This is a genomic window from Corynebacterium riegelii, assembly GCF_001263755.1.
Classification (GTDB): Bacteria; Actinomycetota; Actinomycetes; order Mycobacteriales; family Mycobacteriaceae; genus Corynebacterium; species Corynebacterium riegelii.
Genome location: NZ_CP012342.1, coordinates 573,087 through 594,047, shown reverse-complemented (window position 1 = coordinate 594,047; position 20,961 = coordinate 573,087). Strand labels below are relative to the sequence as shown.

Annotated in this window: 20 protein-coding genes; 3 read left to right on the top strand and 17 right to left on the bottom strand. The window is 59.5% G+C overall.

All coding sequences use genetic code 11. The annotated features are described in order from the left end of the window. Window positions 1-8: 8 nt before the first annotated feature. Window positions 9-653 carry an MBL fold metallo-hydrolase gene (locus tag AK829_RS02855; RefSeq protein ID WP_052204067.1) on the bottom strand — a complete coding sequence of 215 codons (645 nt, stop codon included), beginning with the start codon at window positions 651-653 and terminating at the stop codon, window positions 9-11. 79 nt (window positions 654-732) lie between these two features. On the opposite strand from AK829_RS02855, the gene AK829_RS02850 reads away from it, so the two are divergent. The 3 genes from AK829_RS02850 (at window position 733) to AK829_RS02840 (ending at window position 3,332) form a co-directional block, all read left to right on the top strand. Then, the gene (locus tag AK829_RS02850; protein WP_052206348.1) at window positions 733-1,677 is read left to right on the top strand and encodes a peptidylprolyl isomerase; all 945 of its coding nucleotides are present in this window, start codon (window positions 733-735) and stop codon (window positions 1,675-1,677) included. A gap of 76 nt (window positions 1,678-1,753) precedes the next feature. Beyond that, a complete protein-coding gene (locus tag AK829_RS02845; protein WP_052204064.1) occupies window positions 1,754-2,080 on the top strand; it encodes a hypothetical protein in 327 nt (108 codons plus the stop codon). Between the two features lie 184 nt (window positions 2,081-2,264). After that, complete coding sequence (locus AK829_RS02840; protein WP_052204063.1) at window positions 2,265-3,332, top strand: LLM class flavin-dependent oxidoreductase; 1,068 nt, start codon at window positions 2,265-2,267, stop codon at window positions 3,330-3,332. A gap of 121 nt (window positions 3,333-3,453) precedes the next feature. Here the strand turns inward: AK829_RS02840 and AK829_RS02835 are convergent, their stop codons facing one another. From AK829_RS02835 to AK829_RS02760, 16 genes are all read right to left on the bottom strand, one after another. After that, entirely contained in the window at window positions 3,454-5,481 is a 2,028-nt protein-coding gene (locus AK829_RS02835; protein ID WP_052204061.1) for a bifunctional metallophosphatase/5'-nucleotidase, read from the bottom strand. Window positions 5,482-5,650: 169 nt separating this feature from the next. Beyond that, entirely contained in the window at window positions 5,651-7,882 is a 2,232-nt protein-coding gene (locus tag AK829_RS02830; RefSeq protein ID WP_052204058.1) for a RelA/SpoT family protein, read from the bottom strand. A gap of 84 nt (window positions 7,883-7,966) precedes the next feature. Beyond that, complete coding sequence (locus tag AK829_RS02825) at window positions 7,967-8,521, bottom strand: adenine phosphoribosyltransferase (RefSeq protein ID WP_052204056.1); 555 nt, start codon at window positions 8,519-8,521, stop codon at window positions 7,967-7,969. Window positions 8,522-8,539: 18 nt separating this feature from the next. Continuing rightward, window positions 8,540-10,138 (bottom strand): ABC transporter substrate-binding protein, encoded by a 1,599-nt coding sequence (locus AK829_RS02820; protein ID WP_232305775.1) that lies wholly within the window; start codon window positions 10,136-10,138, stop codon window positions 8,540-8,542. Window positions 10,139-10,168: 30 nt separating this feature from the next. After that, complete coding sequence (gene secF, locus AK829_RS02815; RefSeq protein ID WP_052204053.1) at window positions 10,169-11,332, bottom strand: protein translocase subunit SecF; 1,164 nt, start codon at window positions 11,330-11,332, stop codon at window positions 10,169-10,171. A gap of 2 nt (window positions 11,333-11,334) precedes the next feature. After that, window positions 11,335-13,134 (bottom strand): protein translocase subunit SecD, encoded by a 1,800-nt coding sequence (secD, locus tag AK829_RS02810; RefSeq protein WP_052204051.1) that lies wholly within the window; start codon window positions 13,132-13,134, stop codon window positions 11,335-11,337. A gap of 112 nt (window positions 13,135-13,246) precedes the next feature. Next, window positions 13,247-13,528: a preprotein translocase subunit YajC gene (gene yajC / locus AK829_RS02805; protein WP_052204050.1), complete on the bottom strand. Its 282-nt coding sequence runs from the start codon at window positions 13,526-13,528 to the stop codon at window positions 13,247-13,249. 53 nt (window positions 13,529-13,581) lie between these two features. Next, window positions 13,582-14,592 (bottom strand): Holliday junction branch migration DNA helicase RuvB, encoded by a 1,011-nt coding sequence (gene ruvB, locus AK829_RS02800; RefSeq protein ID WP_371441043.1) that lies wholly within the window; start codon window positions 14,590-14,592, stop codon window positions 13,582-13,584. Between the two features lie 88 nt (window positions 14,593-14,680). Beyond that, window positions 14,681-15,295 (bottom strand): Holliday junction branch migration protein RuvA, encoded by a 615-nt coding sequence (gene ruvA, locus AK829_RS02795; protein WP_052204045.1) that lies wholly within the window; start codon window positions 15,293-15,295, stop codon window positions 14,681-14,683. Then, entirely contained in the window at window positions 15,292-15,804 is a 513-nt protein-coding gene (ruvC, locus tag AK829_RS02790) for a crossover junction endodeoxyribonuclease RuvC (protein ID WP_083439891.1), read from the bottom strand. The genes ruvA and ruvC overlap by 4 nt, the downstream gene beginning before the upstream one ends. A 26-nt stretch (window positions 15,805-15,830) precedes the next feature. After that, a complete protein-coding gene (locus AK829_RS02785; RefSeq protein WP_052204041.1) occupies window positions 15,831-16,751 on the bottom strand; it encodes a hypothetical protein in 921 nt (306 codons plus the stop codon). A gap of 1 nt (window position 16,752) precedes the next feature. Beyond that, entirely contained in the window at window positions 16,753-17,505 is a 753-nt protein-coding gene (locus AK829_RS02780) for a YebC/PmpR family DNA-binding transcriptional regulator (protein WP_052204039.1), read from the bottom strand. Window positions 17,506-17,608: 103 nt separating this feature from the next. Next, on the bottom strand, window positions 17,609-18,469 hold the full coding sequence (locus tag AK829_RS02775) for an acyl-CoA thioesterase (protein WP_052204037.1): 861 nt from the start codon (window positions 18,467-18,469) through the stop codon (window positions 17,609-17,611). A 33-nt stretch (window positions 18,470-18,502) separates the two neighbouring features. Beyond that, entirely contained in the window at window positions 18,503-18,949 is a 447-nt protein-coding gene (locus AK829_RS02770) for a hypothetical protein (protein ID WP_052204035.1), read from the bottom strand. Next, a complete protein-coding gene (locus AK829_RS02765; protein WP_052204031.1) occupies window positions 18,946-20,049 on the bottom strand; it encodes a glycosyltransferase family 4 protein in 1,104 nt (367 codons plus the stop codon). The genes AK829_RS02770 and AK829_RS02765 overlap by 4 nt, the downstream gene beginning before the upstream one ends. Window positions 20,050-20,051: 2 nt before the next feature. Continuing rightward, the gene (locus tag AK829_RS02760) at window positions 20,052-20,957 is read right to left on the bottom strand and encodes a phosphatidylinositol mannoside acyltransferase (RefSeq protein ID WP_052204029.1); all 906 of its coding nucleotides are present in this window, start codon (window positions 20,955-20,957) and stop codon (window positions 20,052-20,054) included. Window positions 20,958-20,961: the final 4 nt, after the last annotated feature.

The following is a 20,961-nucleotide window of genomic DNA, read 5'->3' as shown; positions in this document are numbered from 1 at the left end:
TTTTGAGCTTAGCGCCCCGCATTGGCCCGCAGGATAAATGGGTTGGTTGCCCGCTCGTGCGCCATGGTGGTCACCGGCCCGTGCCCCGGCAGCAATGTGAGTGCATCATCAAGCTCCCAGACACACCCGCGTAACGACGCCACCATGTCCCCCTCATCCGAATAATCCAAATCAGTACGCCCCACTGAGCCCCGAAACACCACGTCACCACTAAAAGCGAACTCCTCGCCCACCACCAAAACGCTTCCCGGCGAGTGGCCGGGAGCATGGCGTACGTGAAACGTCTCCCCTGCAACGGTGATTGCTTCCCCGTCTTCCAGGTGGTGGATGGTATCTGGGAGGGGGAGCGTGTGGGCGTCGAAAAGCAGCCGCGACTGCTCCGGGATACCTTCACTGAGCATGAACTCATCCGCCGGGTGAATGTAGACGGGTGCACCTAGCTCGGCGGCATCACGGATGTGATCAATGTGACCGTGGGTCAACACGACTGCCTCAAGCTCAGAGTTGTTCTCCTCCAGCATCTTGCGCACAACTGGCGCAGCTCCCATGCCTGGGTCTACAACAAACCCGCGGCGGGTTTCCTCATCAATGCAGACGTAGCAGTTGGTGCCGTACGGACCGGCGGCGAAACCCTGGATACGCAAAGTGCTCATGCGTACGAATCCTAGGGGTTGTCGCGCGAGCTGTTAGGATTTGAGCGAACTTTTACCCTTTTTAAGAAACGAGGCGATGGTGGCAAGCAACGAAGAGCGCGGCAAGCAGGCGCTGCAGAACCTGGAGAAGGAACTGGCAGCGCGCGACCGCAAACAGGCACGTAGCCCGTGGATCACCGCAGCTGCATCGCTGGCTGTAATCGCAGCGTTGGGCGGCGGCATCTACTTCATGGCCAACCAGGACAGCAGCGATGACGTGGATAATACTGCGTCCGAGTCCGAGACGACCACGCAGGAAGCTGAGGAGTTTGACGCAACTTCCTACGAGGCGGTTGCTACCGCTCGCGCAACTGCCCTGCCTGCGACGGTGGACTGCGTCTACACCGAGGACGGCCGCAATGAGTACTTCAAGGGCCTGCCGCAGACCGAAGGTGTGTCTACTGAGGGCACCGTCATGGTCAACCTGGATACTTCCGCCGGCCCGATTGGCATGACGCTGGATCGCTCCGTGTCGCCGTGTACGGTCAACGCTATTGAGTACCTGGCGGAGGACGGCTATTTCAATGACACCGTCTGCCACCGCCTGACTACTTCTGATGGCCTGAAGGTGCTGCAGTGTGGTGACCCGTCTGGCACGGGCGCTGGTGGCCCGGGCTTCCAGTTCCCAAACGAGTTCCCCACCGATGAGGCGCTTGACGGCGTTGACCTGACGCAGATGGGCATTCCGGAGGACGCAAGCGATGAAGAAAAGCGCCAGTACGCCTCGATGATGCTGCAGGATCCGCAGCGCTATGACCGTGGCACGATCGCCATGGCACACGCTGGCATTGACACGAATGGTTCCCAGTTCTTCTTGAACTACGGCCCGTCCGTGCTGCCGCCGCTGTACACCTACTTCGGCCAGATTGATAACGCTGGCTTGGAAACACTTGACGCTATCGCCGAAGCGGGCGTTGAAGGCGGTGCCCCGGACGGTGCGCCTGCTAAGGAAGTGAAGATTAACAGCGCAACCGTTGAAAAGTAGATCTATTGCTAACGGTTGAATCCCTGTTACTATACTTCCCGTCACAATAGATATCCGTCACAGATTGGATTTTCGCATGCAGTTCCGTAAGGGCATCATCGCTGCCGCCACCGCCGCCGCTGTTCTGACCTCTGGTGTTTCCGTCGCCGCCGCTGAGGATGGCAAGACCGGCACCACTTCGCCGACCATCAACGATGGCAAGACGAAGAAGCCGACGGAGCCGAACCAGGCTTCTCCGGCAAAGAAGGACAGCTCCTCCAACGACAGCTCCTCCAAGGAGGGCGGCTCTTCTGCAAAGGACATGAGCCCGAAGGAAATCCAGGACTGGATCGCCGTGATCACCGCAGTCATCAGCCTGCTGGGCACCCTGTTCGCTTTCGGCCAGAAGTTCATGAAGCCGTAAGACAGCCCTGCTGCATTCATCACCGCCTTACCCTTTCGGGTGAGGCGGTTTTGATTTCTCTGGCCTGTCTAGAAGCGCCTGCAGCGGGCCATTGACCAGTGAGTGAACCCGTCACGTCCCGTGAGAATCCAATACGGAATGCTACCCTCTTTGTTGACACATCACTAAAAGTGAGGGTTATCCAATGAAAGCTTTCGGTTTCTTGAGCTTCGGGCATTATGCCGTCGGCGGCCAGCGCGGGCCGTCTGCGGAGAAGATCGCCAAGATCCACCTGCAGATCGCCCAGGCTGCGGACGAGATCGGCGTGAACAATGCCTCCTTCCGCGTCCACCACTTCGTGCCACAGGCGTCCGCGCCGATGCCACTGCTTGGTGCGGTTGCCGCCACCACCAAGCAAATCGAGGTGGGCACCGGCGTGATTGACATGCGCTACGAAAATCCGCTCTACCTCGCCGAGGAGGCCGCATCCCTGTATCAGCTCTCCGGCGGACGTGTGGCCTTGGGAGTCTCCCGCGGCGCGCCCGAGGTTGCTGAGCGCGGCTGGGAGGCCTTCGGCTACAAGGGCGAGGCCCCCAACGGTGCTGACGTGGCGCGCGCCCATCTTGAGACCTTCATGGCTGCTGTCGACGGCACCGGGTTCGCCACCGCCGCACCGCTGGAGCGTCAGTACCCCAACATGTTCCAGCCCGGCTCGGCCCTGCCCGTCTTCCCCATGGCACCCGCGCTGCGCAGGCACATCTTTTACGGCTCGGGCACCCACGCGTCTGCGGAGCAGACTGCGAAGGACGGGCTGAACCTGATGTCTTCCACCCTGGTCTCCGAAACCACTGCTGAGACTCTAGGCGAGATCCAGGCTGACCAGATACGCCGCTACCGTGCCGTGTGGAAGGAAGTTGGTCACGATTGGACCCCGCGCGTGTCGGTGTCCCGCTCCATATTCCCCATCGTCGACGGTGCGGATATGCAGATGTTCGGCATGCACGCCTCCGGTTCCGATCAGGTGGGCGCTCTGCCCGACGTTGGCTCCACTACCTTCGGCCGCACCTACGCCGCCGAGCCGGACAAGCTCATTGAGCAGCTCAAGGCCGACCCTGCGGTCATGGCCGCCGACACGCTGCTCATTACCATCCCCACCGGAATGGGCGTGGACGTCAACGTGAAGATCTTGGAAAACTTCGCCACCCACGTCGCTCCCGCGCTGGGCTGGCAGCCGAATACCGAAGGCCCAGTCACCGGCTATCCCATCGACTAAGTCCTTCCGGTCGCCCATTGTCGCGTTGGCGCGCAATGCGTAAACCGCCGCCTCATGGCGAGGCGGCGGTCAGGCTCTCTGGTTAGGCTCTCTGGCGTAGCACTAGCGCAGTACTAGCGGATTAGCCCAGGTAAGCCAGCGGGCCGAGGATCTGGTGGATCGGGAATGCGAACGCCAACGCCAGCAGGCCAAGGACACCTACCAGGATGCCCACGATCGGGCCAGCGCCCAGGCTGGAGCCCTCAGGCTGCTCAGGTGCAGCCGGACGCTCCACACCATCAACAATGTTCTGCGGGATCGTGATTTCGGTACCTGCATCGGTGGTAATCACCAGCGGCTCGTCCTTGTAGGTGTCTGCCGGCAGCTCAATGGTCACGGTTGCGCGGCCCTGCTCACCCAGGCCCTTGTCCGCCGCAGTAACAGCGTTGTCCACGTCTGCGGTCACCTCGGTCTTGCCAACCTTCACGGTGACGGTCTTCGCCTGCGGCTCGCCCTCGCTGGAGTAGCTCAGGGAGCTCAGCGTGATGGTGTTTGCCTGACCAGCCTTCAGGCCGCCCTCCGGCAGCACAACGCCGACGTCCTTCTGGCCAGCGCGAACCTTTGCATCGCCGGTCTTCAGGTAGTCCACAAACGCTGCCAGGTCGTTGTAGCCGACCGTGTTGCGGTTGGTCACCTTCTTCGGGTCAATGAAGGCGTCGCCGCCATCAAAGAGGAAGGAGGACGCTGCTACGCGGTACTCCTTGTCCATCTCCATTGCTTTGCCATCAATGATGATGTTGGTGATCTTCTCACCGCGCGGGGCATCCGGGTTGTAGATGTAGGACACGTTGTCGGACAGGCCCATGTCCAGACGCGGACGACCAGACTTCGCCTCATCTTCTGCAGTCTGCCACTGGTTCTCCAGAGCTTCCTTGATAGCAGCGCCAGTCATGGTAGCTACGTCGATGCTGTTGCCAAACGGCTGGACACTAAAGGCCTGCTTGTATGTCACATCACCCTGCGCCAGATCATCACGGACGCCACCGGCGTTCATGATGCCAAAGTCAATGTCTTCACCCAGGAACTTCTCAAGGGCTACCAGTGCGGACTCAGCGATCATGTTGTTTGCCGTGGACTCGGTGCCGCGGTTGGTACCAGGTGCGGCGCCCGGGTTGGAGCCGCGCTTGAAGTCTGCACCAACGGTCGCAACGACCTGCTCACCGAGCTTGTCAGATTCCTTCTTGGCTTCAGCGACGATGGAAGCAACGTCCTCATCCGGAGTGATGTTCAGCGCCGCCAGATCTGCGTACTCGTACTGCTTCACGTCCAGCTCAACGATCTTCTTCGTGGCTTTGTCAAAGGTGAAGTCAAGATCCGTCACTACCTTGCCGTACTCGTATGATTGCGCGTACTTTACCTCCGCACCGAGCCCAAGATCCTTAATGTGGGAGTCACCACCAAAGACGAAGTCCACGTACTGCGGATCGAGCTTTTCAGAAGCTTCCTTCGCCGGGTCATGAATCAGGGCGATAACAACGTCAGCCTTGCCCGCGTCCTTGATCTTCTTTGCTTCCTCGTTCACCTGCAGCGCAGAATCCTTGATGTCCAGACCCTTTACGTTGGCCGGGTTGGACTTGGAAACCGTGAGGTTAGAGGTGGTGCCCACAAGAGCGACCTTGACGCCGTCGCGCTCCACGATGGTGTACGCCTTGACCTCACGGGTGCCGTCTTCCTTGAAAATGTTGGCACCCAGCTGCTTGTCGTTGGTCCCCGGAATGATGCGCTCGATGAGGTCCTTGTAGCCCTTATCAAACTCATGGTTGCCAACTGCAATGCCGTCGGTGCCGATCGCGTTGACAAAGTCCATCGTGTACTTGTCATCCGAAATCGCGGAGATGAACGCGGAGCCGCCCTGGTTGTCGCCCGAGTTGGTCACGATTGTGTTCGGGTTTTGGGAGCGGATGTAGTTGATGATGCCCGCGATGTTGGCGGCACCCATCTCCCCGTTGCGAGCATTCGCTTCCAAGCGGCCGTGGAAGTCGGTGATGTTGGCAACGCGGATCTTGACCTGATCAGCCTCAGCGGCGCCTGCGAACGGCGCGACGGTGATGACAAGTGCGGTGGTTGTGGTGGCAGCGATCAGCTGGCCGGCACGACGAAGGGAAAACATGCATGAGCTCCTTGAAAAACATGAAGAAAGTTCAGCCATGTTTGTAACCCGCTGCCATGGTTTACGCAGGGTTAGTAGAGAACTCAAATGTGTGCGAGCTGGGCTTTACACCCGAGCTTCGCCAAAAGTTCATGTTGTGGTAACCCACGTGCCGCCTGCACGCAACCGGCTACGCGGTGACACGGTAGATGTCGAAGACACCCTCAACGTTGCGGATCTGGTTCATGATCGCGCCGAGCTGCTTCGTGTCCGAAACCTCGACGGTGAGCCTGACGTTGGCAATCCGATCGTCGCTGACATGCGATGACAACGCGCTAATAGGCAGCTTTTGCTCCGCCAATACACCGGTGAGCTCAGTGAGTAGGCCGTTGCGGTCCAAGGCTTCCACTTGAAACGTGGCAATGGATGCACTTCCGCTGCCGGTGGTGTTGGACCACGCTACGTCGATAAGCCTCTCAGGCTCATCTTTCAACTTGGTGGCATTGGTGCAATCAGCACGGTGGACCGAGACTCCCCCACCGCGGGTGACAAAGCCGAAGATCTCATCGCCCGGTACCGGCTGGCAGCACTTCGCCAACTTGGCCATCACATCCGGCTGGCCCTGGACCAGGATGCCGGGGCCGTCCGCACGCGATGCGCGCGAGATGATCTCCGCGATCGGCGCGCGCGACGCCAACGCATCCACCGCGTCGTCCTCGCTGCCATACATGGCAACCAACGCCTTCGACACATGCTGCGCCGAAACGTTGCCCGCACCAATGGCGGTATACAGCGCGTCCACATCCGCGTAGTGGAGCTGTGTTGCTACACGACGCATCCCCTCTGCCGTAAACAGCTTGTGCATCGGCAGGCCACCACGCTGCACCTCAGCAGCCAACGCATCGCGGCCGGCCTCAAGGTGTTCTTCGCGGCGCTCCTTGGCAAACCACTGGCGGATCTTCGCCTTCGCGCGTGGCGAGACCACAAAGTTTTGCCAATCGCGGGAAGGCCCAGCGTTTTGGTCCTTCGAGGTGAAGATCTCAACCCTGTCCCCAGACTTGAGCTCACTTTCCAGGGCCACCAACTTGCCATTGACCTTGGCGCCAATGCAGCGGTGGCCCACTTCCGTGTGCACGGTGTAGGCGAAATCCACCGGCGTGGATCCTGCAGGGAGGTTCACCACATCGCCCTTCGGCGTGAACGCGAAAATCTGCTGGCTGGTCAGGTCATAGCGCAGCGAGTCTAAGAACTCGTTTGGGTCGGCGGCTTCCTTCTGCCAATCCAGAAGCTGGCGCATCCACGCCATCTGGTCAACTTCTTCTTGGTTGCCCTTGTGGGAGCCCTTCGTCTCCTTGTAGCGCCAGTGTGCTGCCACGCCGAATTCCGCGTTGTAGTGCATCTCGTGCGTACGCACCTGCACCTCAAGCGGTCGGCCCGTATCTGTCATCACCGTGGTGTGCAGCGACTGGTACACGCCGAAGCGTGGGTTTGAAATGTAGTCTTTAAAACGCCCCGGCATGGCCGAGTACAGAGCATGCACCACACCGACCGCGGCGTAGCAATCATGAACCGAATCCACAAGCACACGGATGCCCACAAGATCGAAGATCTCGTTGAACTCGTGTCCACGCACCACCATCTTTTGGTAGATGGACCAGTAGTGTTTCGGCCGGCCCATCACCTCAGCCTCAATGCCGTTTTCGCGTAACTCAGCTTGAAGCGCCCGGGTGATCTCCCCCAGCGCCCTGTCACGCGAAGGCGCACGGTCCGCAACTAGGCGAACGATCTCCTCGTACTTCTTCGGGTACAAGATGGCAAAAGCCAGGTCTTCCAGCTCCCACTTCACGCTGGCCATGCCCAAACGGTGCGCCAAAGGTGCAATAACGTCCAGAGTTTCGCGGGCCTTCTTCGCCTGCTTCTCCGGAGGCAGGAATCGCATGGTCCGCATGTTGTGCAGGCGGTCGCCGACCTTGATCACAAGCACACGCGGGTCTTCCGCCATGGCCACGATCATCTTGCGGATGGTCTCTGCCTCCGCAGCGGCACCTAAGGCCACCTTGTCCAGTTTGGTTACGCCATTGACTAGGCGGGCTACCTCTGGACCGAAATCGTTGGAAAGCTCCTCCAGGCTGTAGTCCGTATCCTCCACCGTGTCGTGCAACAGTGCGGCGACAATGGTTGTGGTGTCCATACCCAACTCACCACAGATCGTGGCCACAGCCAGGGGGTGGGTAATGTACGGGTCTCCTGATTTGCGGTAGACGCCTTCGTGGAGACGCTCCGCGGTCTCATACGCACGGTTCAGCAGCTCAACGTCAGCCCTCGGGTGGTAGCGGCGATGGATGGACAAAAGCGGATCCAACACCGGGTTAATCTTCGGCCTACCACCACCGGTCAGCGACCGAGCAAGGCGAGCTGACATGCTACGCACACTCGGCGTCTGCCGCTTCACTGGTTTCTCATGCGTCACCGGCGCAACCTCCGATCAGGACCTCTATCGAGACCACTAGCCTAGGACGACTAGCTCAGCGTCACCGAGCTTTTCACGTCCGCCAAGGCCTGCAACCTCAAGCAGTACCACGTAGCCGACAACCTCGGCCCCAACTTGTTCAAGCAGATCGCGCGCGGCTACCAGCGTTCCGCCGGTAGCAAGCACATCATCTACAAGCACAACCTTCTTGCCTGCAAGGTCAACGCCATCGGCCGGGATTTCCAGCGCTGCCGTGGAGTATTCAGTGGTGTATTCCTGCGTCACCACCGGAGGTGGCAGCTTGCCCTTCTTGCGGATAGCCAAAATACCCAGGCCCATCTCATAGGCAACGGCAGAGCCGAGCAGGAATCCACGGGCATCAAGACCGCCAATCAGGTCCGCGCCAAGGTCTTTGCTTGCTTGGACAAGGTCGTTGACCACAGCGCGCAGCGCGTCGGCGTCAGCCAGCACCGGCGTGAGATCTTCAAACAAGACCCCTTCTTCAGGAAAATCGGGCACACGTCGGATCTTGTCCGCAAGCGCCTCTTTAGCTGACTGGTAGCAAGCGTCAGAAGATTTCACAGTAGACATCTCAGTGTTTGTGTCCTTTTAAGAATGAGAGGGACCATGCTGCCATCGGTTCATGTTCCAACCAATGCCAGACAGTCCCGTGTACGGCACTACGTTACCCACGTTGCGGTCAATAGCGAACGTCACGGGCTGTGCAGTGAGTGGAAGAGACGGCAAAGCGTTCCACAAGAACCCTTCCTGTGCGCGAAGCACACTTAGGTTCTCAGGCCTGTTCAGCGCTGCCGGGTATGCCGACATGGGGTCTACGGCAAACAGCAAAGCATCGGCTTGGCCTTCAAGTTCAACACGCTCCGCTGCCTCGTTGATATAAATACGTGGAAGATCTGCAAGCGTCTTGCCTTCGCCTGTCACATCAACAATTCGCACTCCAGCCGGCTCACACGTTTTAGCCATTGAGGCAATCATTGCCGCGTAGCGTTCGCTCGGATATGGAGCGGCCACGCGCAACTCCATCCCGGAAGCCTCACGTGCAGCGTCAATGTCCACGTTCAAATACGGCTGGGCAACGTCTTCCACACGGGAGGCCAACGGGTCGTCGTTATTCAGCACATGCAACGGCGCTAGCGACACCGGGCTGCCTACAGCGTCAGACGCTGCCTTGGCCACTGAACGCGGATCGATACAGCGCGAAACAGCACGACGCTTCGCTTCATCACTCCACGGACCTATCTCAGGAAAAACCAGCATATCCGTCAATTCGCCGGAAACTGTGGAGACTACAAGCCGGTTACCCTCGGCATTCGGGTCGTGCCAGGTCGGTGTCGCATCCCTCAGCTCGCCGACAAGCAACGTGCCGTCAAGCGCCAACTGCTCTGAGTCGTAGGAACCCGGGTAGACCGTCAGCTCGGTTTCTACAGGCGCATCGCCGTAGAAGAACTCATTAGCAACCAGATCCACTTCGCCGTGCTCACCTACGCCAGCGATCTTGTAGGGTCCAAACGACACCTGCAGCTGCGGATCAAACGCATCGAGGTTGAAGCCGCGCCGCCACACGTCTGCAATCGGGCGAAGCACCGCCGGATCTTCGGCGCGCAAACTCTGGTTCAGCTGCTCTAGGTTCATCCCCAGCTTGGCAGCAACCGCGTGCGCAGGCAACACGGTGCCAGCTTCGAAAAGCCCACGCCAACGTGCACCCCTGCCCTCTTTGAACACCACCGTGAATTCCTTGGAGCCGGGCGTGCACTGGAGGTCCGCGGTGTCGTCGAAAAGCGGCATGCTCGAGCCGAACACCTTTGGGTTAATCCCGGCGGTGAACGCCAACAAGTAATCAGAACACGTCACCGGAGTGCCGTCAGAAAACACGGCCTCCTGGGACAGTGTGTACTTCACTCGACGCTCCGGACCGGGAATCTCCTGGGTTTTCACCAGATCCGTGTTCGGAATCATCTGGCCGTTAGGGCCCGGGACGTACACCCCCGGATACAGCCTGCCGGAGAGCACCTGCGCCTGTAGCGAACGTCCCTCCAACGAGCCGGCGTTGGTGGTACGTAGGTCAGAGGCAACCTGGTAGCCAAAGCGCTCGCCTGCATCACCGTCCTCACCGGAAGCGCAGGCAACTGCGCCGAGCATGCTGACGCACGCTGCCAACACCCCCACCATGCGCTTGATGCGCCGCATGCGTAAAGCCTCCTTCAACCAACTGCGCGTCTAGCGCACGTTGGGTCTCCACGTGGTGGAACCACTGCCGGTTTCACCTGGATGAACAGCCTCTGTTTCTGCCTTGTGCGCAACCGGTGCGGTGACCGTACGCTTAGGCGCGACACTAACCTCATCTACCTCGTCGGTCTCGCCACTGCGATAGCGGGCAACCTCCTCATTGTGGTCGCGGTAGCGCTTCTGGCGCTCTACAAGCGAAACCAACAACGGAGTTGCCAAGAACAGCGAGGAGAAGATGCCTTCGATCACACCAATGAGCTGAATTAACGCGAGATCCTTCAACGTACCCACGCCCAGCATCCACACGGCAACCACCATCAAGGCCACAATCGGCAGGGCCGAAATCACCGAGGTAGAGATAGAGCGCATCACCGTCTGGTTCAGCGCCAGGTTTGCTTCCTCGGCGTAGGTAGAACGACGCGAGCCCAGAACACCGGCAGTATTCTCCTTCACCTTGTCAAACACGATGACCGTGTCATAGATGGAGAAGGTCAGCACAGTCAAAAGACCGATGATCATCGCAGGGGTGACCTCAAGGCCGAACAGGGCGTAGATACCCATGATCACGATGCCGTCCACAATCAACGCCAACATCGCTGCAAGAGCCATCTCGCGCTGCAGGCGCAACGCCACGTAGACCGCCGCAGCAATCAAGAACACGCCCATTGCCAGCAGCATGCGCTTGGTAATCGTGTCGCCCCAAGACTCAGACACCGTCGAATCACCAATAGCATCGGCAGATGCTACACCCTCTGCGTCCTTCGGCTGGTGCACTTCGTAGATAGCCTGACGTGCAGCGTCGATCTGATCCTGCGTCAAGTGCTGAGAGTTGATCTCCAGGGTACGTGCATCGCCTGCACCCACGATCTGGGTCAGCTCCGGGGTCACACCGGTGGCCTCAATGAAGGTCTCTTCCACCTGCTCAGCAACCAAGTCGCCCGCAGGCATGGCAATCTTCGTGCCGCCTTCAAAGTCAATACCCAAGTTGAAGCCGCGGCCAAGCATGGCAACCACAGAGATTGCAAGGAACGCAAGCGTAAACGCGTACCAAATCTTGCGACGGCCTACGAAGTCAATCGCGCCCTCACGGGTGTAAATGCGCTCAAAACGCCCGCCGACATTTTCCGTTGTTTCCACGGTAGCGGTATTGGACATCTCTATGCCTCCTCGGATTCTACGTGGGCAACAGGGCGGGAATCTTGCGCAGCAGCCTCAGCCGCCGCAGCGTCTACCTTCGTCTGGGAAGCAGCTCGGTTGTGCTCTCCCACTGCAAACGCCTTGCTCATACCGTTTACTGCAGGCTTGGACCAGAAGGCACTACGCGACGCCAAAATCAACAGCGGTGCCGTAATCAGGAAGGTGACCAACAGGTCGAACACGGTAGTCAGGCCCATGGTGAAGGCGAAGCCCTTCACATCGCCAACAGCCAGCATGTAAATAATCACCGCACCGATCAGGGTCACCATGTTGCCGGTAACAATGGTTTCCTTCGCGCGCTCCCAACCAGACGCGGTAGCAGAGCGGAAGGTCTTGCCCTTGCGCACCTCATCCTTAATCCTCTCGTAGATCACCACGAAGGAGTCTGCGGTGGTACCGATACCAATGACCAGACCAGCAATGCCAGACAGATCCAGGGAGTAGCCGATCCAGCGGCCAAGCAGTACCAGCGCGCCGTAGACCAGCACACCTGCCGCTGCAAGGGTGAACAGGGAGATCAAACCAAACAGGCGGTAGTAAGCGAACACAAACAGCGCCACCAGCAAAATACCAACCAGGCCTGCGTAAATACCTGCCTGCAAGGAGGCCAAGCCCAGTGACGGCGGCACCGTCATGGCGGTACCACCTGGCTCACCATTCTCACCCGCAAATGACAGCGGGAGTGCGCCGTAACGCAGGTTGTTTGCCAGGCTGTCCGCCTCTTCCTGGGTGAACTGGCCGGTAATAGACGTTGCCGAGCCCACCGGGGTGGAGCCCTGGATCACGGGAGCGGAGATGATCTGGGAGTCTAGGGTGATGGCGATCTGCTGGCCGATCATGGCGCTAGTCAGCTGCGCCCAGGTCTGGGAGCCGTTGAACTGGCCTTCCTGGCTAAACGCGAAGTTGATCTCCATCTGACCGGTCTGAATGTTCGGACCACCCGTGATCTGGCGGCCAGTATCAATCTGCTCACCAGTCAAACGCGGTCCATCCGGGTCGGTGACGCCGGCGAGCAGCGGCACCTCGTCCAAAAGCAATACCTGCCCACGCGAAGGGTCACACGCAACAAGCGGCAAGGTCTCATCATCAGAGCCTGCCAGCGGGTCAACGGTCTGCAGCAGGCAGCTGCCCTGCATCAGGGCCATCGCGGCGAACTGCTGCGTGGGATCAGTGGACTGGCGGGTAGCACGCAACGCCTCAGCAACTTCCTGCCTACGCTCGGATGCCTCAACCGGACCGTTCGGCTCCGGCAACGGGGTTGCTTCAAGCTGTGGTGCTTCAGCGGCTTCCTCTTCACCCTCAGTCTGTGGGGCAAACACCTGGTTGATCGCCAGCTGTGCCTGCTCCTTAGGCATCACACCGAGCTCAACCCACGTTGTAGCCGTATCAAGCAACGTCTGTTCAACACTGGCCGGATCCGCGGTTGGATTCTCCAGCACCGGGCGGAACAGCAGCTGAGAAGTCTGGCCGATGTTACGCACCTGAGACGTGTCATCACCCGCTGCGGTAATGACCAGAGTATTGCCGTCCACCACAACACTGGCGCCGGAAACACCCATACCGTTGACGCGGTTTTCAAGAATATTACGGGCATCTTCAAGCTGTTCACGCGTCGGCTCAGCCCCTTGCGGGACCAAGGTGACGCGCGTGCCGCCCTGTAGGTCAATGCCCAATTTTGGCGATGCAGTCTTATCACCGGTGAAAAACACCAGCGAATAGACGCCAATGACTACGAGCGCGAACAGCGCAATGGCACGCATTGGCCATCGCCGCGTCGAGTCATGAGATCGCCGAGCGCTGCTAGACACGTGGAATTCTCCTCTTGTTACAAAGTCTAAGGTTCGCTAACCGCTAACGAGACACCGGAACATGCTACGGCATGACCTCTGCGTCTTTCTTCATCACTCCGGCCAGCTCCATGGTGACCACTACACCCGGTGCGATCTCCACATCAATTGCGCCCTGCTCCTGGCCCTGCTCGCCCACGGCCACCACAGTGCCGTGAACACCTGCCACGCTTACAATGCGATCCCCCGGAACCAGCGAAGCACGCATGGCTTCTACTTCACGTGCCCTCCTGCGCTGGGAGCGCATCATGAGCAGCGAAGGCAGAAGAAAAAGGCCAAGAATAAGAAGAAGTGGCAAGAGTTCCATGCCGCTTATCTTCGTTGCTCGGCCTAGACAAAATCAAACTACGCCAAATCAAACTAATACAGCTCAAGCTGGCCCGGAGCCTCCGGCGGCGGAGTCATACCAAGGTGGTGCCACGCACTTGCCGTTGCCACACGTCCGCGCCCGGTACGCGCCATGAGGCCAGCGCGCACAAGGTAAGGCTCACAGACCTCCTCAACCGTGCCTGGCTCTTCACCCACGGCAATCGCCAGTGTGTTCACGCCGACAGGCCCACCGCCATGGCCACGGATCAATGAATCCAGCACCGCCCGGTCAAGGCGATCAAGCCCGCGTTCATCAACATCAAAGACATTGAGCGCGGCACGGGCAGCATCCAGATCTACATGCCCGTTGCCGTTAACATCTGCCCAGTCGCGCACACGACGCAGCAGGCGGTTTGCAATACGCGGCGTGCCACGGGAGCGCGAGGCAATCTCCACCGCGGCATCCTTATCAATGCTGACGCCCAGAATTGTTGCCGCACGCGTAACCACCCTGGTCAAATCTTCAACGTCGTAGAACTCCATCTGCGCTGTAAACCCGAAGCGGTCGCGCAAAGGTCCAGTCAGCATGCCGGCGCGTGTGGTTGCACCAACCAATGTAAACGGCGGAATCTCCAACGGAATAGAAGTTGCACCCGGGCCCTTGCCCACAATCACGTCAATGCGGAAATCCTCCATGGCCATGTAGAGCATTTCTTCGGCGGGGCGCGCAATGCGGTGGATCTCATCAATAAACAGCACGTCGCCCTCCATGAGGTTCGACAGCATCGCTGCAAGATCGCCCGCACGCTCAAGTGCTGGACCAGAGGTCATACGAAGCGAGGTTCCCAGCTCCTGGGCAATAATCATCGCCATCGTCGTCTTACCCAAACCTGGCGGGCCAGAAAGCAGAATATGATCCGGTGTCACACCACGACGCTTCGCACCAGCAAGCACCAGATTCAGCTGCTCACGGACCTTCGGCTGGCCAATGAATTCATCCAGTGACTTTGGGCGTAGCGTCTTTTCAACGTCATGCTCTTCCGGCTGCGCCTTCGATGTCACCGGAGAATCCTGCGATCGCCCCGCACCTGTTCGGCGGGCAAGGTTATCCGGCAGCTGGAACTCAGTCTTTTCTATATCTGACACTGCCCTACTTCTTTCCAAGCTGCGTCAACGCCGCGCGAAGAAGCGCACTTTGGGCAATCTCCGGCTGCTCCGCCTGCAAAGCCTCGACCACCGGGCGCGCGGATTTCTCTACAAAACCCAAACCGACAAGTGCCTCAACAACCTGCTCAGAGGCAAACGAGGCCCCGCCCGCACCACTAGCAGCGCTAGGCGCCTGATCTTGTGCTGGGGCTACGGCAAAGCCCTCTAGCTTGCCCTTGAGTTCCAAGACCATGCGATCAGCCATCTTCTTGCCCACGCCGGGGATGGTTTGCAACGCCTTGGCATCACCAGCCGCGATGTGGCTCGCCAACTCGCCTGGCTGGAACACAGCAAGCGCGGCAAGCGCCAGCTTCGGGCCCAACCCGGTCACGGTCTGCAGCTTATGAAAAATCGTACGCGCATCGGCATCGGCAAAACCGTACAGCGTCATGCCATCATCTTTAACCACCATTGACGTCAGCACACGGCGCTTCTCCCCGCGCTGAAGCCCCCCAAGCGTTGGAGGCGTGGCAAGAAACCGGTAGCCAACCCCAGAGCACTCAATTACCGCGTGGTCAAGCCCAATCGCAATAACCTCACCATTGAGGGAATCAATCATGCCGTAGACATCCTTTCAATAAGCGGCGCACGCCAGCAGTGGCATACGGCAATCGCAAGCGCATCCGCTGCATCCGCAGGCTTCGGGGCTTCACTCAATCCCAAGATACGGGTAATCATGTTGGTCATCTGCTTCTTGTCCGCACGGCCATTGCCAGAAACAGCCTTCTTCACCTCTGAAGGCGTGTACTGATGCACCGGGATCCCCCGCTCCGCAGCTGCCAACACCAGCACACCCACCGCGTGAGCAGTGTGCATCACAGTAGAGACATTGCCACGTTCAAAAACCCGTTCCATGGCAACAACATCCGGACGGTAATCATCCATCCATTCCCCCACCGCACGGGACAAGCGAAGCAAGCGCTCCGCCAATTCCGCGTCCGAAGGCGTACGTGCAACTCCCACAGCCACAGGAAGTATCTGACGCCCGCGCCCGGCCTGAACCACGGACAGACCACATCGGGTCAGCCCGGGGTCAATGCCCATTACACGAAGCCCTTCAAGATTCACCACACGTATGTTCTACCACATGTGGTTTAGACGTAGTCGATGTACGTAAACCCGTCCAGATCGTGTCGACCGTGCTGGAAGACCTCTTCATCGGCTTTGCCCGAGAAGTCTCCTACCCAGTCACCGTCAACCCAGCGCATGCCAATACGGCCAACCAACAGTTCCTCTTCACGTTCAAGTTGGTCAGGCTCAAAGAAGATAGCCAACTCAACCTGCACGAAGTCTTTCTCACACTGCAGAATCTTGTACGCCACCGGCGCAGGCATGGTGAGGAAACGCGAAGTTGCGTACTGCTCAGGGTTTTCATGCCCGCCCTCTTCACGCAGCTGCTTTGCCAACGCTGAAGACTTAGCCAGCTGCTCATACGATTCTGCAGCTACCTCATCACCACTATTTGGGTGGAACGTTGCTGTGTTCATCGCTGCAACGAGGGCACCTGCGGGCGAATGTGCATAACCGCGAGGCACCGCGCGTACCGCCTTAGTGGGGCCAGCTTGGTCGTTGACCACCATGTAGCGGGCGTTGACGTACTGCTGCTGGGTTTGCCCCTCAAGACCCTTGAACGCGTCGCAGGATCCGTCCTTCAGACCAGCATCTCCTGGAAAATCGCCGTCGTGGCCAATTGGGGTATGCGCAGGGCGTCCCAAAAAGACGTCTGGATTCACCGTCCCTGGTTCCGCATGCACGGAGTCATCCACTCCACCCGGCCAGCTACGTTGCTGGTTACCAACCAAGGCGCCAGCGTCAACCGGGGGTGAAACAGGACCAAGTTCTTGGCTCGGCTCTAAGGCGTCAGAGTCGGGTTCAGGTCCCGCAATGCTTGTAAACACCGGACTTTCGGGCACGGGCAGCGCCTGTTGGCTGCCCACTGCACTACAGCCTGCGGGCAGCAGCGCACCCGCGGCCAAGGCACACGCCGAGAGTGCGACAGTCAGCCGCTTGTTCACACTAATCCTCCAGTTGCTCAGCAACCTCGTCCGAGATGTTCATGTTGGTGTAGACGTTTTGCACATCATCCGACTCTTCAAGCGCGTCGATGAGCTTCATCATCTTCTTTGCGCCTTCAAGATCCAGATCAACCTCAACGTCCGCGCGGAACTCCTGCTCGGAATCTTCCACCTCAATGTTCTCGGCTGCTAGTGCCTCACGTACGGCCGGAAGGTCGGTCGGCTGGCAGGTGATCTCAAACAGCTCACCGAGGTCATTGACTTCCTCAGCGCCAGCGTCCAGGACGGCCATCAACACATCGTCCTCAGTCAGCTCGCCCTTTTGGATGGTGACAATGCCGGTGCGTTCAAACATGTAGCCAACAGAACCGGACTCACCCAGGTTGCCGCCATTCTTCGTCATGGCGGTGCGGACCTCAGTTGCCGCGCGGTTGCGGTTATCCGTCAGACACTCAATCAGCACTGCGACACCGTTGGTGCCGTAGCCCTCATACATCACGGTCTCATAGTTAGAGCCGCCAGCAATCTCACCAGAGCCACGCTTACGTGCGCGCTCAATGTTGTCGTTGGGTACGGAGGCCTTCTTGGCCTTGCGGATCATGTCATCCAGCGTCGGGTTCGCAGCTGGGTCGCCACCGCCCGTACGGGCCGCAACCTCAATGTCTTTAATCAGCTTCGCCCACAGCTTGGAACGCTTCGCGTCATTTGCTGCCTTCTTGTGCTTGGTAGTAGCCCACTTTGAATGGCCTGCCATCTCGCACCCCTTTTCGCTCGGAAGTTTTGTTTTCGGCATGCCAGTATACGCTGCAGCCAATTCTGGCTAACCACGCATCACCGGCACTGATCACTAGCACCGATCATTTACCGCGCATCGGCACCTGGGTCGCGCCTTCGCGAAGGTTGCGTGCAAGCCCCTCTTGGACAATCACCGCAACGAGGTTGCCGGCAGCATCAAAAATTTTGCCCTGGGTCAGCGCCCGCCCACTGCCTGCCGATGGCGACGACTGCCTGTACAGCAACCAATCATCGACCCGCACCGGGCGCAAGAACCACATGTTGTGGTCCAACGACGCCAGCTGGACCTTCGCCTCCGGGTGCGCCTGCAACGAGGTGTAGAGCAGCGTCATGTCCGTCAGATACGTCAGCGCCTGGGCATGAAAGACATCCGTGTCAGGCAGCTGGTGGCGGTAGCGAAACCACAGGCTCCGTCCGCTGACCGTGGTCGCGTCTTGTGCATTGCTTTCGATAGGTACGTCGCGGATGTCCCACTCGTGGAACTCCTTTTCCGCATCCGGCACACCGCTCGGAATCTTCCCTCCAGGGGCAATTGCCTCCGGGCGTGGGACATCCGGCATTTGCTCGGCGTGCTCCGGTCCCTCGTCCAGGTTGTGGTGGAAACTCGCGCTCAACACAAAGCACAACTTCTCGCCTTGGTAAGCCTGCACGGTGCGTAGGGCGTAGCTGCGGCCGTCGCGAAGCGGGAGCACCTCGTAGCGCACGGGCAAGTCAGCCTCAGCAGGCCGCAGGAAGTAACTGTGCAAAGAATGCACGTATTTGCCGTCTTCAATGGTTGCGCTTGCCGCTGCCAGCGCCTGGGCCGCAAGGTGACCACCAAACATGCGGACAAACACCAGGGCATTCATCGCGGGGCCCTCAAACGTGGTTGGGCCAACCTGTTTGAGTGTTAAGACTCGCTCTAACTCACGGATGCTTTCCATGACAGGCAAGCCTACAACGCATCACAGCTGGATCTACAGCGGCAGCGCAGCGTATTCCGGAAGCGCAGCTGTGCCGCCAAGCCGCAGCGTACGCACCACAGGTCGAAGGCGAAGCGCGCGCGTATCAGCTACGGCATCGTTGTAAAAGCGCAGCGCAAGCAGTACGCGTGTGTCAGCATCCTGCAGCTCTGCCCCCTCACAACCTGCCGCGCGCGGACGTAGCGCTGACTCAGCGTCCAGCCTGTCGGTGAGATTGCCAGCGCTCATCCGAATCTCTTCAACAGCATGGGCATCGGCTGCTAGCTCTGGGCACGTCACGGCAAGTACGGCACAGCGTCTATCCAGGGCTGCTTGCAATGCCGCACGCGAGCGATCCAAGCGAATGTGCAGCCGGTCCAGGCGGCGCGCAGTGAAATACGCCCATGCAGCAAACAGCGTGAGCAAGATCGCCACAACAACCCAAATCACGGTGGTACTCACCTGGCCACCGTCACAATCTGTCCTGTGGCAACCGTTTCGTACACGGCCAGCACTTGGCTCGCCACTCGCTCCCAGTCGTAGAGCGCCGCGCGGCGCTTACCTGCGGTGATGAGGGTGTTGCGGGTGCGTGGATCGTCGATAAGCAACTGCACCTGCCTAGCTAAACCATCAGCATCACCGACAGGAAACAACAGGCCAGCAGGCGTGTCACTCTGCGCATCAACCACTGCGGCAAACGCTTCCAAGTCACTTGCCACCACCGCACACCCTGCCGCCATGGCCTCAACCAGCACAATGCCGAAAGACTCCCCACCCGTGTTCGGCGCCACGTAAATGTCGGCTCGCCCCAGCACGCGGGCTTTCTCTTCCTCGGTGACACGCCCCATAAACTCCACCCCCGGGTGCGAGCGCTCAGCCCCACCCCCCATCACTGTCACCCGCAGTGATCCCTCAGGGCTTTTCAGCTTATCGACGCCCGCGAGCAACACCTCCAACCCCTTCCTCGGCTCATCCAACCTGCCGAGAAAGACGATCTCAACCTCACACGAATCGTTCGGTTCACCGCAGTGCGCGGCAAAGCGCGAGGTATCCACGCCGTTGGGAATCACAACCGGGTCTGTGCCTACCTGTTCCACCTGCCAACGCCGAGCCATTTCGGAGACCGCAATACCGCCGCTGATCTTCTCCAAGTTGGCGCGAAGGATCGGCAGTGCGGCTTTCAGCGCCACCGAAGAAGCTGCAGACGCGTGGTAGGTAGCCACGATTGGGCCATCAGCGTAACGCAGTGCCGCCAACGAGAAGCTTGTCGCATTCGGCTCGTGGACATGCAAGACGTCAAACTCGCCCTGTGCAATGAACTGTCGGGTTACACGCCGCATATGTGGGCCGAGCGAAAGCCTGGCAACGGAACCGTTATACGGCACGGCAACAGCGGGCCCGCCGCGGGTGACAAAGTCGGGCAGATCCGTGTCCTCGGAGGCTGGACCGAGTACCCGCACCTCGTGGCCGCGGGCAATCAGGGTCTGCGCCAGATCCAACACGTGCGCCTGCACGCCACCGGGCTCATCAAAGGAGTAGGGACACACCATGCCAATGCGCATGTCTAGCTCCCCTCCTGTTTCCGCCTGCAGTCTTTATCCGCAGGCCACAGCGGCTGCAGCATGTGCCAATCTGCCGGGTGGGCGGCGATGTTGGCAGCGAAGTGGTCAGCGACGCGCTGGGTTGTCTTTTCAAGCGTGTCCACGGCAATCGGCGGGTCCACCTTCAACCCCCATCCGCCCTGACCACGCACACCGTCGGTGAACCAGGAGTGGGCAACCAGAAGTTCAGCGCCCGTATCCATCGCCAGCTTTGCAGGCCCTACCGGAAACGTCGTCTCCTCACCGAAGAACGTCACCGCAACGCCACGACCAGAAAAGTCGCGCTCCCCCATCAGACACACGATGCCGCCGGCTTCCAGAACCTCTTTCAGGCGCGCAAATGGAGTGACCGGCCCGCCTGTTAGCGGCACTACCTCGAAACCTAAAGACTCCCGGTAGTCCACGAAGGCATCAAACAAGACTTCAGGCTTGACACGCTCAGCGACGGTGGTGAAACTGCCGTAGTTGCGAGTAAGGAACAGGCCGGCAAAGTCCCAGTTGCCGGAGTGTGGCAGGGTGAGCACAACGCCCTTGCCCTTAGCCAGTGCCGCTTCGAGATGCTCCAACCCCTCGACGCCCGCACTGTAGCGGCTGAGCAGCGCATCATCGGTGGCAATGCGTGGCAGGCGAAAGGCCTCCATCCAGTAGCGAGCGTAGGAACGCATGGCATCGCGCACAAGTCGGCGTGTGACATGCCCAGGGCCCACCACGCGGGCCAGATTTCTGCGGAGCTGCTCCATGCCGCGGCCGTAATCGCTGACTTGGTCAGCGCCGAAGCGAAAGAGCGGCCAGGTCACTCGCCTCGGCAGTGCACCGACAAGGCGCCACCCTGCCAAGTAGCCATAAGCAACGAGATTTTCAGCCCCCATTTAC

Coding starts and splice junctions, on each gene's coding strand:
- AK829_RS02820 (WP_232305775.1), bottom strand. CDS start 10,138: ATGCGGCGCATCAAGCGCATGGTGGGGGTGTTGGCAGCGTGCGTCAGC.
- AK829_RS02765 (WP_052204031.1), bottom strand. CDS start 20,049: ATGCGCATTGGCATGGTGTGTCCCTACTCCTTTGATGAGCCCGGTGGC.
- secF (WP_052204053.1), bottom strand. CDS start 11,332: ATGTCCAATACCGCTACCGTGGAAACAACGGAAAATGTCGGCGGGCGT.
- secD (WP_052204051.1), bottom strand. CDS start 13,134: ATGCGTGCCATTGCGCTGTTCGCGCTCGTAGTCATTGGCGTCTATTCG.
- AK829_RS02855 (WP_052204067.1), bottom strand. CDS start 653: ATGAGCACTTTGCGTATCCAGGGTTTCGCCGCCGGTCCGTACGGCACC.
- AK829_RS02775 (WP_052204037.1), bottom strand. CDS start 18,469: ATGGAAAGCATCCGTGAGTTAGAGCGAGTCTTAACACTCAAACAGGTT.
- AK829_RS02845 (WP_052204064.1), top strand. CDS start 1,754: ATGCAGTTCCGTAAGGGCATCATCGCTGCCGCCACCGCCGCCGCTGTT.
- AK829_RS02835 (WP_052204061.1), bottom strand. CDS start 5,481: ATGTTTTCCCTTCGTCGTGCCGGCCAGCTGATCGCTGCCACCACAACC.
- yajC (WP_052204050.1), bottom strand. CDS start 13,528: ATGGAACTCTTGCCACTTCTTCTTATTCTTGGCCTTTTTCTTCTGCCT.
- AK829_RS02830 (WP_052204058.1), bottom strand. CDS start 7,882: ATGTCAGCTCGCCTTGCTCGGTCGCTGACCGGTGGTGGTAGGCCGAAG.
- AK829_RS02840 (WP_052204063.1), top strand. CDS start 2,265: ATGAAAGCTTTCGGTTTCTTGAGCTTCGGGCATTATGCCGTCGGCGGC.
- AK829_RS02825 (WP_052204056.1), bottom strand. CDS start 8,521: ATGTCTACTGTGAAATCTTCTGACGCTTGCTACCAGTCAGCTAAAGAG.
- ruvA (WP_052204045.1), bottom strand. CDS start 15,295: ATGATTGATTCCCTCAATGGTGAGGTTATTGCGATTGGGCTTGACCAC.
- AK829_RS02780 (WP_052204039.1), bottom strand. CDS start 17,505: ATGGCAGGCCATTCAAAGTGGGCTACTACCAAGCACAAGAAGGCAGCA.
- AK829_RS02760 (WP_052204029.1), bottom strand. CDS start 20,957: ATGGGGGCTGAAAATCTCGTTGCTTATGGCTACTTGGCAGGGTGGCGC.